General features: G+C 73.9%; 16 protein-coding genes. 10 read left to right on the forward strand and 6 right to left on the reverse strand.

From position 1 onward, the window contains the following. Nucleotides 1-61: 61 nt before the first annotated feature. The 7 genes from LBW97_RS12025 (at nt 62) to LBW97_RS12055 (ending at nt 6387) form a co-directional block, all read left to right on the forward strand. Nucleotides 62-2089 carry a hypothetical protein gene (locus LBW97_RS12025; RefSeq protein WP_224499621.1) on the forward strand — a complete coding sequence of 676 codons (2028 nt, stop codon included), beginning with the start codon at nt 62-64 and terminating at the stop codon, nt 2087-2089. Between the two features lie 68 nt (nt 2090-2157). Further along, on the forward strand, nt 2158-2550 hold the full coding sequence (locus LBW97_RS12030; protein ID WP_224499622.1) for a molybdopterin-binding protein: 393 nt from the start codon (nt 2158-2160) through the stop codon (nt 2548-2550). A gap of 66 nt (nt 2551-2616) precedes the next feature. Beyond that, entirely contained in the window at nt 2617-3435 is an 819-nt protein-coding gene (gene modA, locus LBW97_RS12035; protein ID WP_224499623.1) for a molybdate ABC transporter substrate-binding protein, read from the forward strand. Continuing rightward, nucleotides 3432-4238, forward strand: coding sequence for an ABC transporter permease (locus tag LBW97_RS12040; RefSeq protein WP_224499624.1), 807 nt, complete (start codon nt 3432-3434; stop codon nt 4236-4238). Before modA ends, LBW97_RS12040 begins: the two co-directional genes overlap by 4 nt. Further along, on the forward strand, nt 4235-5281 hold the full coding sequence (locus LBW97_RS12045) for an ABC transporter ATP-binding protein (protein ID WP_224499625.1): 1047 nt from the start codon (nt 4235-4237) through the stop codon (nt 5279-5281). Before LBW97_RS12040 ends, LBW97_RS12045 begins: the two co-directional genes overlap by 4 nt. A 117-nt stretch (nt 5282-5398) precedes the next feature. Next, the gene (locus tag LBW97_RS12050) at nt 5399-5980 is read left to right on the forward strand and encodes an NTP transferase domain-containing protein (RefSeq protein ID WP_224499626.1); all 582 of its coding nucleotides are present in this window, start codon (nt 5399-5401) and stop codon (nt 5978-5980) included. After that, nucleotides 5977-6387 carry a molybdenum cofactor biosynthesis protein MoaE gene (locus LBW97_RS12055; protein ID WP_224499627.1) on the forward strand — a complete coding sequence of 137 codons (411 nt, stop codon included), beginning with the start codon at nt 5977-5979 and terminating at the stop codon, nt 6385-6387. The genes LBW97_RS12050 and LBW97_RS12055 overlap by 4 nt, the downstream gene beginning before the upstream one ends. A gap of 4 nt (nt 6388-6391) precedes the next feature. Here the strand turns inward: LBW97_RS12055 and LBW97_RS12060 are convergent, their stop codons facing one another. Next, on the reverse strand, nt 6392-7237 hold the full coding sequence (locus LBW97_RS12060) for an SMP-30/gluconolactonase/LRE family protein (RefSeq protein WP_224499628.1): 846 nt from the start codon (nt 7235-7237) through the stop codon (nt 6392-6394). Between the two features lie 49 nt (nt 7238-7286). Further along, nucleotides 7287-7781, reverse strand: a complete 495-nt coding sequence (locus tag LBW97_RS12065) for a histidine kinase (protein ID WP_224499629.1) — start codon at nt 7779-7781, stop codon at nt 7287-7289. 145 nt (nt 7782-7926) lie between these two features. On the opposite strand from LBW97_RS12065, the gene LBW97_RS12070 reads away from it, so the two are divergent. Next, on the forward strand, nt 7927-9510 hold the full coding sequence (locus LBW97_RS12070) for a SpoIIE family protein phosphatase (protein WP_224499630.1): 1584 nt from the start codon (nt 7927-7929) through the stop codon (nt 9508-9510). On the opposite strand, the gene LBW97_RS12075 is transcribed toward LBW97_RS12070, so the two are convergent. From LBW97_RS12075 to moaA, 3 genes are read right to left on the reverse strand one after another with little or no spacing between them, the layout of a single operon-like run. After that, on the reverse strand, nt 9507-9704 hold the full coding sequence (locus tag LBW97_RS12075; RefSeq protein ID WP_224499631.1) for a hypothetical protein: 198 nt from the start codon (nt 9702-9704) through the stop codon (nt 9507-9509). The genes LBW97_RS12070 and LBW97_RS12075 overlap by 4 nt on opposite strands. A 19-nt stretch (nt 9705-9723) precedes the next feature. Then, complete coding sequence (locus tag LBW97_RS12080; RefSeq protein ID WP_224499632.1) at nt 9724-9981, reverse strand: MoaD/ThiS family protein; 258 nt, start codon at nt 9979-9981, stop codon at nt 9724-9726. Between the two features lies 1 nt (nt 9982). Next, complete coding sequence (gene moaA, locus LBW97_RS12085; RefSeq protein WP_224499633.1) at nt 9983-11038, reverse strand: GTP 3',8-cyclase MoaA; 1056 nt, start codon at nt 11036-11038, stop codon at nt 9983-9985. A 139-nt stretch (nt 11039-11177) separates the two neighbouring features. Between moaA and LBW97_RS12090 the strand changes: the two genes are divergently transcribed. Both LBW97_RS12090 and LBW97_RS12095 read left to right on the forward strand, forming a co-directional pair. Continuing rightward, a complete protein-coding gene (locus LBW97_RS12090) occupies nt 11178-12416 on the forward strand; it encodes an MFS transporter (protein ID WP_224499634.1) in 1239 nt (412 codons plus the stop codon). A 72-nt stretch (nt 12417-12488) separates the two neighbouring features. Beyond that, nucleotides 12489-13328, forward strand: a complete 840-nt coding sequence (locus LBW97_RS12095; RefSeq protein ID WP_224499635.1) for an aldo/keto reductase — start codon at nt 12489-12491, stop codon at nt 13326-13328. Nucleotides 13329-13491: 163 nt separating this feature from the next. On the opposite strand, the gene LBW97_RS12100 is transcribed toward LBW97_RS12095, so the two are convergent. Next, nucleotides 13492-14304 carry a DUF3097 domain-containing protein gene (locus LBW97_RS12100; RefSeq protein WP_224499636.1) on the reverse strand — a complete coding sequence of 271 codons (813 nt, stop codon included), beginning with the start codon at nt 14302-14304 and terminating at the stop codon, nt 13492-13494. Nucleotides 14305-14340 lie beyond the last annotated feature (36 nt).

The raw sequence follows: 14340 nt of genomic DNA on the forward strand, positions 1-14340 counted from the left end.
CGCTCTGCGCTTCGCGTTCTCCCGTGACCGGACTCAGCGATGGCGACAGGTCAGCGTCACCGTGTCCGCGCTGCTGGCCACTCTCGCCGTCCTGCTCGGCATCGGGGTCGTCGGTCTGGCTGCGGGAGCGGAGCAGCGCCGTGCGGACCGCATGCCCGTGCTGACCCGCGAGGAGCCGGCACCTGCTCCGTTGACGATGTCGCTGCGGGGAGAGATCTGGGCTGAGCGCCAGTTTCCCGTGCTCTGGCTCGACGTCGGCTCCGACCCCGACCCGTCGGTCCTCCCCCCCGGCCTGGAGCGGTTGCCCGAGCCGGGAACGGTGGTGGCATCCCCAGGGCTCGTGGAGTCCGGAGCCGTCGACGGGTTGGGTCTGGTCACCAGTCCCGTCGGCACCGGCCCCGACGGCACGATCGGACCCGAAGGGTTGGCTGTCCCCTCGGAGTGGCTGGCGTACGCACGTCCGCCCGCCGGCCGTTCCCTGGGCACCGGCGGCGCGCTCATCTCCGTCGTCGGCTTCGGGCCTGGCCCGCACGACCCGACGATCACCTTCGAGACCGACCCTGCCGCGCCGTCTCTCGCCGCGGCGCTGTTCACCAGTGGATGGCTGTTCCTGCTTCCGGCCCTGGTGCTCGCCGCGAGTGCCGCCGCTGCGTTGTCGCCACTGCGGACCCGCCGACTCCACCTGCTGCACCGGTTCGGTCTGACCGGGGTCCAGCTACGGGCTCTCGCCGCCGTCGAGACCTCCGCACTGGCGGGTGTCGGTGTCCTCGGCGCCCTCGCCGGCTGGGTGCTCGTCGCTCCGCGGCTGTCGGATCTGCCGTTCTCGGGCATCGCCCTGCCACCAGGAGGGCTGGCGATCCCCCCGGCCCTGGTCGGCGGCGCCGCGGTCGGCGCGCTCGTCCTCTTCGCCGTGCTCGGCGCCCTGACCACCGGGGTGGGCAGGTCTTCCTCAGCACGGTCCAGCAGCCGCCGCCCGGCAGCGTCCGTCTCCGCGTGGAAGCTCACGCCACTGGTCCTGGCAGGCCTGCTGCTGCTGCTCAGCCGTCTCCTCGGCGCCCAGTCCGGAGCTCCGCTGATCTGGGCGTCCCTCCTCGTCCTCCTCGCCGGCATCCCCGTGGCCCTGCCGTGGCTCGTGCAGCGCTTCGGCAGCAGGCTCGCAGCCTCCCGGAACGCCCCTCGCTGGCTGGCCGGCCAGCGGCTGCGCTTCTCCCCGACAGCCCTTGCCCGGCCCGCCGTAGCCATCGCCGCGCTGGTCTTCGTCGCCGGCGCCCTCACCGGCATCCACCAGCGATTCACCGCCTCGGCCGCTCTCGAGGGCCCTCCCGGGACCATGTACCTGCTCGACTGGCGGGATTCGCGACCGGGCGACGCGGAGCTCGTCGCCGACCTTCTGGCTCCTGCGTCCGTCATCCCGTTGCACCAGGCCGAGGGTGAGACCCCTCGGGCCTACCTGCCCACCTGCCAGGCCGTGCTCCCGGTCATCGGCGGACCTGCGGCGCGAGCGTGCGTCAACGGCGAACTCAGCGCCGGTGCCGCCCAGGCCTGGCAGGACGCCACGTCCAGCGTGCCGGTCCTCGGCGCCCCTCCCGAGCTCCCCGCCGGAAGCGTCCAGACCGTCCTCATCACCGGCGATCCCACACCGACCGACTCCGCTGTCTGGCGGGCCGTCAACCCGACCTTGTCAGCCGTCAACCTGAGCGTCCTCGGCGCTCAGGCCCTCGCCCCACCCCTTGCCCAGCAGTGGCTGCTCGCCGCCAGCTCCGTCGGGCTCCTCCTGCTGCTGCTGGCCTTCCTGCAGTCCTACGGCAACCGGGTCCTCGCCGTCGTGGACGAGGATCGACGGCTCATCCGCGTAGCCCTCTCCGCCGGCGAGGTGCGGGCCGTCCAGCGCTGGACCCTCGCCGGCCCGCTGCTCATCGCCGCACCCACGGGGTTCGTGTGCGCGACCGTGTTCCTCGTCGCCGCCAACGACCTCGAACTCGCCGTGACCGCCACCGGTTGGGTCCTCGTCGAGACACTCGTCTGCGGGCTGACGAGTGCTCTCGTCGCCCTCGGTCTCGCTCGGCTCCAGCGCTCCTGGCTCAGCTAGGCCGCTGCCCGGAGGGGCGAGGAGCCGGGGTTTGCCGTCTCCGCAGACGCGGATCTAGGGTGCGGTCCGTGGCGACCTCCTACCGGATCGCCGAGGCGGCGGCGCTGCTCGGCGTCAGCGACGACACCGTCCGACGGTGGGTCGACAGCGGCCGCCTCCCCGCGCGGCGCGACGCCGCAGGTCCGACAGTGGTGGAGGGCGCCGAGCTGGCGAGGCTCGCCACCCAGCTGCGCGAGGCGCCCGAGCCCGGAACCACGCCGTCGTCGGCCCGGAACCGGCTGGCCGGCATCGTCACCCACGTCGTCCGGGACACCGTCATGGCGCAGGTGGAGATCCAGGCCGGCCCCTTCCGCGTCGTCTCGCTGATGTCCCGCGAGGCGGCCGACGAGCTCGGGCTGGAGCCGGGCGTCCGGGCCGTCGCGACGGTGAAGGCCACCCAGGTGAGCATCGACGTCCCCTGAGCGCAGTTGCGGCTCGGGGTGGCAGCCCCTTGCGCAGATGCGGAGAAATCTGCTCTGCTCTGCCGCATGCGCGTCCCGGTACTGCTGCTGCCGCTCCTGCTGGCGCTCTCCGCCTGCACCGCCCAGGACGCCGACGCGCCCCCGGAGGAGGCGGCGGCCGGGAGTGCGGCGCCCGCCGCCGACGAGCTGTCCGGCACGCTCACGGTCTTCGCCGCCGCCTCGCTGACCGACGTCTTCACCGCGCTCGGGGAGGAGCTGGAGGCGCAGCACCCGCGCCTGGAGGTGGAGTTCAACTTCGCCGGGAGTTCGGCGCTGGCCGGCCAGATCGCGCAGGGCGCCCCCGCGGACGTCTTCGCCTCCGCCGACGAGGTCCAGATGGACCGGCTGACCGGCGAGGCGCTCGTCGAGAGCACCGACGTCTTCGCCCAGAACGCGATGATGCTCGCCGTTCCCGTGGAGAACCCCGCCGGGATCGCGCTCCCCGGAGGTGGTGGCGTCCCGACTCTCGCCACGCTGCTCCCGGACGACGTCACCATGGCCGTGTGTGCGCCGGAGGTGCCCTGCGGGGCGCTGTCCGCGCAGCTCCTCGAGGCGGCCGGCCTGGCCGATGTGCCCGACACCTACGAGGAGGACGTGCGCGCCGTCCTCACCAAGGTCCAGCTCGGCGAGGTGGACGCCGGCCTGGTCTACGTCACCGACGTCCGCGCCTCGGGCGGCTCGGTTCTCGCCTTCGGCTTCCGCGAGGGCATCGCGCCGAGGAACGCGTATCCGGTCGGCGTGCTCGAGGACGCCCCGAACCCGGCCGCGGCCCGGGCCTTCACCGACCTGCTGCTCTCGGAAGAGGGACAGCGCGTGCTGACCGACGCCGGCTTCTTCGAACCGTGAGCCGCACCCGCGAGGGGACGCGGGTCCCGGCGCCGCTGCTGATCCCCGCCGCGATCGGCGTCCTCTTCCTGACGCTGCCGCTGGCTGGGCTGCTGATCCGCACCCCGTGGTCGCAGCTCGGCACCCAGCTCACCGCGCCCGGCGTGGGGCAGGCGCTGCGGCTGTCGCTGGTGTCGGCCACGCTGGCGACCGGTCTCTCGCTGCTGCTCGGCGTGCCGCTCGCCTGGGTCCTGGCCCGTTCGCGGGCGCGCGGGCGCACGGTGCTGCGCGCCCTGGTCACCGTGCCGCTCATGCTGCCCCCGGTCGTGGGCGGCGTCGCGCTCTTCCTCGTGCTCGGCCGCCAGGGCATCGTCGGCAGCTGGCTGGACCAGGCCTTCGGCCTCACCATCCCGTTCACCACGACCGCCGTCGTCATCGCCGAGACGTTCGTGGCGATGCCGTTCCTGGTGATCAGCGTCGAGGGTGCGCTGCGCGCGGCCGACGCCCGGTTCGAGGACGTCGCCGCCACGCTCGGCGCCGGCCGCTGGACGACGTTCCGCCGGGTCACGCTCCCGCTCGTCGCGCCCGGGATCGCCGCGGGCGCCGTGCTCTGCTGGGCCCGCGCGCTGGGCGAGTTCGGCGCCACGATCACCTTCGCCGGCAACTTCCCGGGGACGACGCAGACGATGCCGCTGAGCGTCTACCTGGCCCTCCAGCGCGACCCGGACGCCGCGATCGTGCTCTCGGTGCTGCTGCTGGGCGTCTCGCTGGCCACCCTGCTGCTGCTCCGCGACCGCTGGCTCGGCCGGGCGGGCACCGCGTGAGCCTGCGCGCCGCCGTCGCCGTCCGCCGCGGCACCCTCGACCTGCAGCTCGACGTCGAGGTCGCCGACGGCGAGGTGCTCGCCGTCCTCGGACCGAACGGCGCCGGCAAGTCCACGCTCCTGCGCGTGCTGGCCGGGCTGCTGCCGCCGGACGGCGGCAGCGTCGTCGTCGACGGCGAGGTCTGGGACGGCGACGGCGCGCACCGCCCCGCGCACCGCCGACCGCTGGGCATGGTCTTCCAGGACGCGCTGCTCTTCCCGCACCTGAGCGTCGCCGACAACGTCGCCTTCGGGCTGCGCACCCGTGGCACGGGGAAGCCGGCCGCGCGCCGGTCGGCCGACGAGTGGCTGACGCGGGTCGGCCTCGACGGGCTGGGCGGCCGGCGGCCGGCCGAGCTCTCCGGCGGTCAGGCGCAGCGGGCGGCGCTGGCCCGTGCCCTGGTGGGGCAGCCGGCCCTGCTGCTGCTCGACGAGCCGCTCTCCGCGCTGGACGCCCGCACCCGGCTGACCGTCCGGGCCGAGCTGCGGCGGCACCTCGCCGAGTTCCGCGGCAGCACGGTGCTGGTCACCCACGACCCGGTGGACGCGATGGCGCTGGCCGACCGCGTCGTCGTCGTGGAGGAGGGCCGGGTGGTCCAGGCCGGAACGCCGCAGGAGATCGCCCGCCGCCCGCGCACCGACTACGTCGCCCGGCTGGTCGGGCTCGCCCTGCTGCCGGGGACGGCGGAGGGGCGCACGGTGCGCGTGGACGGCGGGGGAGCGGTCTCCGTCGCGGAGGAGGCGACCGGCGCGGTGTTCGCCGCGATCCGGCCGGAGTCCGTGGCGCTCTACCTGTCGCGCCCCGACGGAAGCCCGCGCAACGTCTGGCCGGTCACCCTGGTCGGCGCCACCCCGCACGGGGCCACCGTCCGCTGCGACCTCGCCGGCGAGGTCCCGCTGGTCGCGGACGTCACCGCGACCGCCTTCGCCGAGCTCGGCCTCGTCGTCGGCGGGCAGGTGTGGGCCGCGGTGAAGGCCTCCGAGGTCGCCGTCTACGAGCGCTGATGATCAGGAGACCTGATCGTTACGGGTCCTAGCTCACCGTCGACCGTGAGGTAGGACCCAGATTGATCAGGTGACCTGATCACCAACGTCCTGGTCGGCTCCTGGGAGGGTGGGGGCATGAGCAACGCCGCAGCCGTCGTCCTCGCCGCCGGGGGCGGCCGCCGCTACGGGATGCCGAAGGCGCTGGTCGAGTACGAGGGCAGCCTGCTGGTCGAGCGGGCGGTGCGGACGGCGCGGGCGGCGTGCGACGTCGTCCTCGTCGTCCTCGGCGCGCAGGCGGTCGACGTCTGGCGCAGCGCGGACCTCACCGGCGCCACCGTGCTGGCGAACAAGGACTGGGAGACCGGCATGGCCTCCTCGCTGCGCACCGGCCTGGACGGGCTGCGCGGCTTCCCCGGCACGGTCGACGCCGCGCTGATCACGCTGGTCGACATGCCCGGCATGACGCCGGGAGCGCTGCAGCAGCTGGCCGGGCACGCCGCTCCCGACGCCCTCGCCGTCGCCACCTACGACGGCGTCCGCAGCCATCCGGTGCTTCTCGGCCGCGAGCACTGGGCGGGGGTGATCGAGACGCTCACCGGCGACGAGGGTGCCCGCCGCTACCTGGCGGCGCACGATGTCACCGAGGTCGACTGCACCGGCCTCGCGGATCCGGCGGACCTGGACGTGCCGCCGTCGGGGGTACCTTCGGCGCCGTGATCGCTCAGGTGGTTGACGAGCCGCTGTCCGTCGCCGAGCACGAGGACGCCGTCGCCGACAAGGCGGCCGGAGCTGTCGTGTCGTTCTCCGGCGTCGTCCGCGACCATGACGGCGGCCGGTCGGTGACCGAGCTGGAGTACGTCGGCCACCCCACCGCGGCCGACGTCATCACCGAGCTGGCCGAGGAGTTCGCCGCCCGGCCGGGCATCCACGCCGTCGCGGTCAGCCACCGCATCGGCCTGCTCGGCATCGGCGACGTCGCGCTGGCCTGCGCGGTCAGCGCGTCGCACCGGGGTGAGGCCTTCACCGCCTGCGCCGATCTCGTCGACGAGGTGAAGAAGCGGCTGCCGATCTGGAAGCGGCAGGTCTTCACCGACGGCGAGGAGGAGTGGGTCGCCTGTCCCTGACCGGTCAGCCGGCGTACTCCCGAACCGGCAGGCCGCGGACGCCGGGGGTCGCGCGGAACAGGCAGCCGGCCCGTGGGTCAGCGTCGGGCTCCATGCCCTGCCGGGACGTCGTGATGAACAGCTGGTCCAGGCCGGGCCCGCCGAAGGTGCAGGCGGTCACCTGGGCAGTGGGCACCTCGACCACCGCGTCGAGCCGGCCGGCCGCGTCGTACCGGTGCACCGCCCCGCCCCCGAACAGCGCCACCCACACGCCGCCCTCGGCATCGACGGTCAGGCCGTCGGGGTTCTGCTCGGTGGTCATGGTCACGAAGGGACGGCGCCCGGTGAGCCCGGCGTCGGTGTCGTAGTCGAAGACGTCGACCCGGTGGGTCGCGGTGTCGGCGTAATACGCCTGCGTCCCGTCGGGGCTCCACTCCAGGCCGTTGGAGACGGTGACGTCCCCGAACACCCGCCGCACGCCACCGTCGGGGTCCAGCCGGTACATCGAGGCGGCGCCGGCTGCCTGGTCGTAGGCCATGGAGCCGCACCAGAAGCGCCCGTCGGGGTCGCAGCCGCCCTCGTTCATCCGGACCCCCTCGTCCGCCCACACGGGGGGCAGGGGGACGAGCGACCCGTCGGCGTCCTCGAGAGCGAAGCCGCGCTCGACGGCGAGGACGGCGCCACCGCCCCGTCGCGGACGCACAGCCGCCGCGACCGCGCCCACGGAGAACCGCTGGACCCCGCCGTCGGCGGACAGGGTGAGGACGTCCCCGGCGTGCATGTCCACGAAGCGCAGCCCACCCCAGCCGGGCCACCAGACCGGCCCCTCGCCGTGGTGGGCGACCGGCCCGGTCACCTGCTCCGCCCGCATGGGCGCGATCCTGCCGCAGGTGGGGTGCCGTCGGCGCACCGGCCGGCTCCTACTCCGGGGGAGGAGGTGCCGCCGGCGGCTGCATTCCGGCCGCCATCAGGCTGCTCAGCGTGCGGGCCGCCGCCTCGATCACCGAGAGCTCGCGGGCGGCGCTGCGCGGCTTGGCCCGCGAGGAGACGCCGCACAGCGTGCCGAAGAGCTCGAGGTCCCGCGTGAGGAGCGGGATGCCGACGTAGGCGCCCACGGTTCCGAGGGGCTGCTGCGCGTGCGCCGCGTACTCGGGCACGATCGCGGTGACCGTGGCCATCCGCGGAGCCTTGCCCTCGACCATCTGCCGGCAGAGGGTGTCGGCCCACGGAACCCGGGTCCCGGGCCGGACGACGCGGTCGGGCCAGGCCCGCAGGACGACCTGATGGTCACCCACCAGCCGGGTCACCATCCACAGGTCCCAGCCGACGTGGTGGTGCAGGAAGCGCAGCGCATCGTCCGCGGCGGACGTCCAGTCCCGCCACGGTGCGACGTCGGCGACGTGCGCCGGAACCATGTCGTCCATTATCCCCGTGCAGCCGGATCCTGCACGGGCTCGGCGCTCACGGTTCCGGGCCGACGTGGCGTACGCTGCGCAGGCTCCAACAGCGGGGTGGGATCCGCCCTGTCTGCGCGGGAAGCGCAACAGGTGGAGGTCGGCGGTGCCGCTCCCGCTCGACCCCCTGCTCGAGGCGATGCCGGTCGGCTTCATGGCCATCAACCACGACTGGGTCGTCACCCACCTGAACCCGGCCGGTTCCGCGGTCGTCGGCACGACGCCGGCGGAGCTCATCGGCACGAACTTCTTCGAGGCGTTCCCGGCGAACCTGCACAACGAGTTCGGCCGGGTCTACCGCCACGCGATGGACGCCCGGGTTCCCCAGATGATCGAGGCGTTCTACCCCGATCCGCTCAATGCCTGGTTCGAGGCCTACGCCGTGCCCGTGGACACCGGGCTCGCGCTCTACTTCAGCGACGTCACCGAACGCCGTGCCGCGCAGGGCCGGCTGGCGATGCTGGCGCGGGTCGGAGCCGAGATGACCGGCACCCTCGACGTCGCCGACGCCATCCGCCGGATCCCGCGGCTGCTCACCCCGGAGCTCGGCGACGGCAGTCTGCTCACCGTCCTCGACGAGAGCGGTCGCCCGCGGGACGCCGGCTCCTGGCACGTGGACCCGGAGAAGCGCGACCTGCTCGCCGGATACGCGGAGCGGCGGCTGTCCGGGCTGCCGGCCGACGCGCCGGTGCTGCGGTCGCTGCGCGGCGAGACGGTGGTGACCACCGGACAGGCGGCCTTCGACGGCCTGCCCGATCCCGAGATGCGCGCGATCTTCGGCAAGCTCGGGCCGCCCTCGGTCACCACGCTCCCGCTGCTCGGGAACGCCCGGGTGGTCGGGGCACTCACCCTGCTGTCGGCGAGCGGACGAGCCCCGTCGGCGGAGAACCTGCTCACCGCGCGGGAGGTCGCCGACCGCGTCGGGCTGGCGCTGCACAACGCCTGGCTGTTCGACCAGCACAAGCAGCTGGCCGAGGGTCTCCAGCGCCGGCTGCTCAGCGCGCCGGTGCAGCCCGAGGGCGCGGAGGTCGTCGTCCGCTACACCCCGGCCGCCGAGGCGGCGCGGGTCGGCGGTGACTGGCACGACTCGTTCCGGCAGCCCGGTGGGGCCACGGTGCTGGTCATCGGGGACGTCGTCGGGCACGACACCGAGGCCGCCGCTGCCATGGGCCAGATCCGCGCGCTGCTGCGCGGCATCGCCGCGTACAGCGACGCCGGCCCCGCCGAGGTGCTGCGCGGGCTCGACGCGGCCATGACGCAGCTGGACGTCGGCACCTACGCGACCGCGGCGGTCGCCCGCTTCGAGCCGGGCGCCGCGGGGTGCACGCGGCTGCGGTGGTCCAACGCCGGGCACCTGCCGCTGCTGGTCGTCGAGCCGGGCGGCGCGGTGCACCAGGTCGGGTCGTGGCGCGGAGAGCGGCTGCTCGGCTCGGGCACGGACGCCCCGCGCAGCGAGTCGGTGCTCGACCTGGCCCCGGGGTCGACCGTGCTCCTGGTCACCGACGGGCTGATCGAGCGGCGGGACAGCGACCTCGACGTCGGCATGGACCTGCTGCGGGGCGTCGTCACGGAGCTCGCGGCCCTGCCGCTGCCGGAGCTGTGCGACGAGCTGATCGACCGGCTGGTCAGCGGGCGGCCCGACGACGACGTCGCCCTGGTGGCGATCCGGCTGGACGCCCCGACGCCTTAGCGCGCCGCCGCGGTCCCCTCGTCGTCCGGACGGCGCTCCCCGCGCTCCAGGGCTTCTTCCTCGGCCTCGGCCTTGCCCACGTGCGCCTCGCCGGCGACCGTGGCGGCGGCGTCGCCGTGCGACTCGCCGTACAACTCCTCGGCGCGACCCAGCAGCTCCTCGGCCTTGGCCTTCGCCCTCTCAAAGATGCTCATGGGCACATCCTCCTGCAGGTCAGCCGCCGGCGAAGGGCGGGAGGACGTCGACCACCGCTCCGGGCGACAGCGCCACGGCCCGGTCGCGGGTGGTGGTGCCGTCGATCAGGAACGAGCAGGCGGTGAGCACCCGCTCCAGCCGCTCGCCGTGGTCGGCCACGATCTGCCCGACCAGCTCGTCGAGGCTGCCGGCCTCGCGGGACTCGGTGTCCACACCGACCGCGGCCCGGGCGCCGGCGAAGTACCGCACGGTCACGGTTCCGGGAACGTCGGCCATCTCAGCCGCCGATCGCCGACATCGGCCGGGTCGGCTGCAGGAAGCTCGGGTCGTCGATGCCGTGCCCGGGCAGCTTGCCGAGCGTGGCGATCCGCCAGCGGTCGGCGATCTCCTGGTCGGTGGCGCCGTCGCGCATCGCGGTGCGCAGGTCGGACTCCTCGCGGGCGAACAGGCAGTTGCGGATCTGCCCGTCGGCGGTGAGCCGGGTGCGGTCGCAGGTGCCGCAGAACGACCGGGTCACCGACGCGATGACGCCCACGGTGGCCGGTCCGCCGTCGACCAGCCAGCGCTCGGCCGGCGCCGAGCCCCGCTCCTCGGTGTCCGGCGTGAGCGTGTGCGCCGTCGAGAGCCGCTCGAGGATGTCCTCGGCGGTGACCATCCGGCCACGCGTCCAGGCGTGGTGGGCGTCCAGTGGCATCTGCTCGATGAACCGCAGCTGGTAGCCGTGCTCCAGGCAGAAGTCGAGCAGCGGGACGGCGTCGATGTCGTTGATGCCGTGCAGCAGGACGGCGTTCACCTTGACCGGCGTCAGCCCGGCGGCCTGCGCAGCGGCGAGCCCGGCCAGGACGTCGTCGAGCCGGTCGCGGTAGGTGAGCTGCTTGAACCGGTCCCGGTCGAGGGTGTCGAGGCTGACGTTGATCCGGTCGAGCCCGGCCTCGGCCAGCGCGGGGGCCATCCGGGACAGCCCGATCGCGTTCGTCGTCAGGCTCACCTCGGGGCGCGGCGAGAGCGCCGTCGCCGCCGCCACGATGCCGGGCAGCCCGGGCCGCAGCAGCGGCTCCCCACCGGTGAAGCGGACCTCGCGGATGCCCAGGTGCTCGACGCCGATGCGCACCAGCCGGGCGATCTCGTCGTCGGTGAGCACCTCGACCTTGGGCAGCCAGTCCAGGCCCTCGGGCGGCATGCAGTACGTGCAGCGCAGGTTGCAGCGGTCGGTCAGCGAGACGCGCAGGTCGGTGGCGGTGCGGCCGTACCGGTCGACCAGCCCGCCACTGCCCGGGGCGGGCGCCTCGGGGACGCGCACCCGGGGATCGGGGAGCGGGCTGCTGCTGGTCACAGCCCGAATGTAGCCGCGCCGACCGACGAATGCGGCGGCGTCGGCTCCCGGACCCCCGTTAGGCTCCCCCTGCCACCCGAGGTACCGGCGGACGAATCACCCGCACTCGCCTGTGGCCAGGAAGCGCGAGACGAACCCCGTGTCACCCCGCACCCTCTTCGGGCCCTACCTCCGCCTGTTCGCCGTTCCCGGCTCGGGCTCCTTCTCCACCGCCGCCTGGCTCGGTCGCTTCCCGGCGCCGATGCTGGGTCTGGGCGCCGTCCTCCTCGTGGAGGGCGAGACCGGCAGCTACGGCCTGGCCGGCGCCGTCTCCGGCACGCTGGCGCTGGCCTTCGCGGTGGCCGGCCCGCAGTGGGCCCGGCTGATGGACCGGCGCGGGCAGGGCGTGATCCTCCGCGTGGCCGTGACCGCCACCCTGCTGACCGGTATCGCCTTCGTCGTCGCTGTCGTCAGCGGGGCGCCGCGCTGGAGCTGGTTCCTGCTCGCCGCCGCGACCGGTCTCAGCAGCCCGAACATCGGCTCGCTCGTGCGCGCGCGCTGGTCGGCGGTGCTCGATCCGGCCGGCCGGCAGACGGCGTACGCCTTCGAGGCGGTGGTCGACGAGGTGGTGTTCGTGCTCGGCCCGCCCCTCGTGACGCTGTTGGCGACCCTCATCGCGCCTCCGGTCGGCTTCCTCACCGGGATCGTGCTCGGGGTGGTCGGCGGCTGGTGGCTGGCCTCCCAGCGCGACACCGAACCGCCGCTGCACCAGGCCGACCCGGGTGCCCCGAAGCGGCGCCGGTCGGTGATGACGCCGACGCTGCTCGTCGTCGTCGTCGCGTACGTGGCGGTGGGCACGGTGTTCGGCGGCCTCGACGTCGTCGTCGTCGGGTTCGCCGAGGAGGAGGGCGCGCCGGCGCTCTCCGGCCTCGCCCTTGCCGTCTTCGCCTTCGGCAGCCTCCTGGCCGGGCTGGCCTACGGCCTGGCGAAGCTGCCCGGCACGCTCGCCGCCCGCTTCGTCGGCACCGCGGTCGCCTTCGGCCTGGCCGCGCAGCTGCTGTGGAGCGTCGGGTCGCTCCCCGTGCTGGTCGGCGTCGGGTTCCTCGCCGGGCTCACGATCGCGCCGGTGCTCGTCTCGGGGACGTCGCTGGTGGAGTCCCGCGTGGCGCCCGGTGTGCTCACCGAGTCGCTGGCCTGGACGATCACCGGCCTCACGCTGGGCGTCACCGCCGGATCGGCGCTGGCCGGTGCCGCCGTGGACGCCTGGGGAGCGGAGGCGGCGTTCGCCGTCCCCGCGCTCGCGGCCGCGGCCGCAGGGGCGCTGGCGCTCGCCGGATCGGCGCTCATCGGCGAGGGGCGGGCTCCGGCCGAGGTGGTTGAGGGCCGCACCACCGGGTAGGCGGAGCCGGGGTCGATCGCGCACGACCTATCGGTGCGCGGCCCCCCGGAACCCCGATCGGAAGGATCAGTCTTGGCTTCAGCAGTGCCCACCATCGACCTCAACAACGGCGTGCGGATCCCGCAGCTCGGCTTCGGCGTCTACCAGGTCCCGCCGGAGAAGACCGCGGATGCCGTGAGCACCGCCCTCGAGGTCGGCTACCGCCACATCGACACCGCCGAGATGTACGGCAACGAGAAGGGCGTCGGCGAGGCCGTCGCGCGGTCGGGCATCGACCGCGGCGAGATCTTCGTGACCAGCAAGCTGAACAACGGCTTCCACCGTCGCGACGACGCCCTGCGCGCCTTCGACCAGAGCCTGGCCGACCTCGGCTTCGACTACCTGGACCTCTTCCTCATCCACTGGCCGCTGCCGGGCATCGACGTCGACTTCGTGGAGACCTGGAAGGCGTTCGAGGAGATCTACGCCAGCGGCCGGGCCAAGGCCATCGGCGTCTCGAACTTCAACCCACACCACCTGCAGCGGCTGTTCGACCAGACCGAGATCAAGCCCGCGGTGAACCAGATCGAGGTGCACCCCTTCCTCGCGCAGGACGACGTCCGGGCGTTCAACGCCGAGCACGAGATCGTCACCGAGGCCTGGTCGCCCATCGCCCAGGGCAAGGTGCTCGACGACCCGGCGATCGTCGCGATCGCCGAGCGGCTCGGCCGGACTCCGGCGCAGGTCGTGCTCCGCTGGCACATCGAGCGCGGCGACGTCGTCTTCCCGAAGTCCTCCTCCCGCGAGCGTATGGCGGAGAACTTCGCGCTGTTCGACTTCGAGCTGGAGACCGGCGACCTCGCCTCGATCAGCGGTCTCGACCGCCGCGAGCGCACCGGCCCCGACCCGGAGACCTTCAACTACATCCCCTGACGCTCCGCGTCAGGACCGCGGCCAGCAGCCGTCCCCGGCACAGCTGAGCCGGGGACGAGCCGCTGGGTGTCTCGCGGTGTGGGGCCGGAGGCTCCCGCCGCGAGGCACTGGTGGGCTCAACCCACCAAGGGGACGGCACCTGGCCGCGGTGTGATCCGGAGGATCACGGTGCGTCGGTGACGAAGTCGATGAGCTCCTCGACCCGGCCGATGAGCGTGGGCTCCAGGTCGGTCCAGGTGCGTACCCGGGCCAGGATCCGCTGCGCCCAGACGTAGCCGGTGTCGTCCTCCCAGCCCAGCCGCGTGCAGACGCCGGTCTTCCAGTCCTCACCGCGGGGCACCGTCGGCCACGCCTTGATGCCGACGACGGACGGCTTGACGGCCTGCCAGATGTCGATGAACGGGTGTCCCACGACGAGCGCGTGGTCGCCGGTGATCTGGTCGGCGATCCGGGACTCCTTGGAGCCCTTCACCAGGTGGTCGACCAGCACGCCGAGCCGCCGACCGGAGGCCGGGCGGAACTCCTTCACGATCGCGGGCAGGTCGTCCACGCCGTGCAGGGGTTCGACGACGACGCCCTCGATGCGCAGGTCGTGGCCCCAGACCTTCTCGACGAGTTCGGCGTCGTGCTTGCCCTCGACGTAGATGCGGCCCTCGCGGGCGACCCGCGCCCGGGCGTTGGCCACGTAGGTGGAGCCCGAGGCGCTGCGGGTCGGTGCCGTGGCGACCGCGTGCTTCGGCCGCACCAGCACGACCGGCCGGCCGTCGACCCAGAAGCCGGGGCCGAGCGGGTAGCCGCGGGTCCGGCCGAAGCGGTCCTCGAGGTGGACGACGTCCTTCTCGCAGCGCACCACCGCGCCGACGAAGCCCGAGCTCGGGTCCTCGACCACGAGGTCCTTCTCGGCCTCCACCTGCGGCACCGGCTTCTTCACGGTTCGCGGGTGGACGAGGTTGTCGTAGGGAGAACGGGGAGGCACGCCTCCATGCTGAGCAACGAAACCGTCTACGCGTGG

This window comes from Blastococcus sp. LR1 (assembly GCF_020166105.1).
GTDB lineage: Bacteria > Actinomycetota > Actinomycetes > Mycobacteriales > Geodermatophilaceae > Blastococcus.

What these genes read in the sequence shown, in the direction of transcription:
- modA (WP_224499623.1), top strand. Translation starts at nt 2,617, where the DNA reads ATGCGCGTCCCGGTACTGCTGCTGCCGCTCCTGCTGGCGCTCTCCGCC.
- LBW97_RS12065 (WP_224499629.1), bottom strand. Translation starts at nt 7,781, where the DNA reads ATGGTTCCGGCGCACGTCGCCGACGTCGCACCGTGGCGGGACTGGACG.
- LBW97_RS12080 (WP_224499632.1), bottom strand. Translation starts at nt 9,981, where the DNA reads ATGGCCGACGTTCCCGGAACCGTGACCGTGCGGTACTTCGCCGGCGCC.
- LBW97_RS12075 (WP_224499631.1), bottom strand. Translation starts at nt 9,704, where the DNA reads ATGAGCATCTTTGAGAGGGCGAAGGCCAAGGCCGAGGAGCTGCTGGGT.
- LBW97_RS12060 (WP_224499628.1), bottom strand. Translation starts at nt 7,237, where the DNA reads ATGCGGGCGGAGCAGGTGACCGGGCCGGTCGCCCACCACGGCGAGGGG.
- LBW97_RS12050 (WP_224499626.1), top strand. Translation starts at nt 5,399, where the DNA reads ATGAGCAACGCCGCAGCCGTCGTCCTCGCCGCCGGGGGCGGCCGCCGC.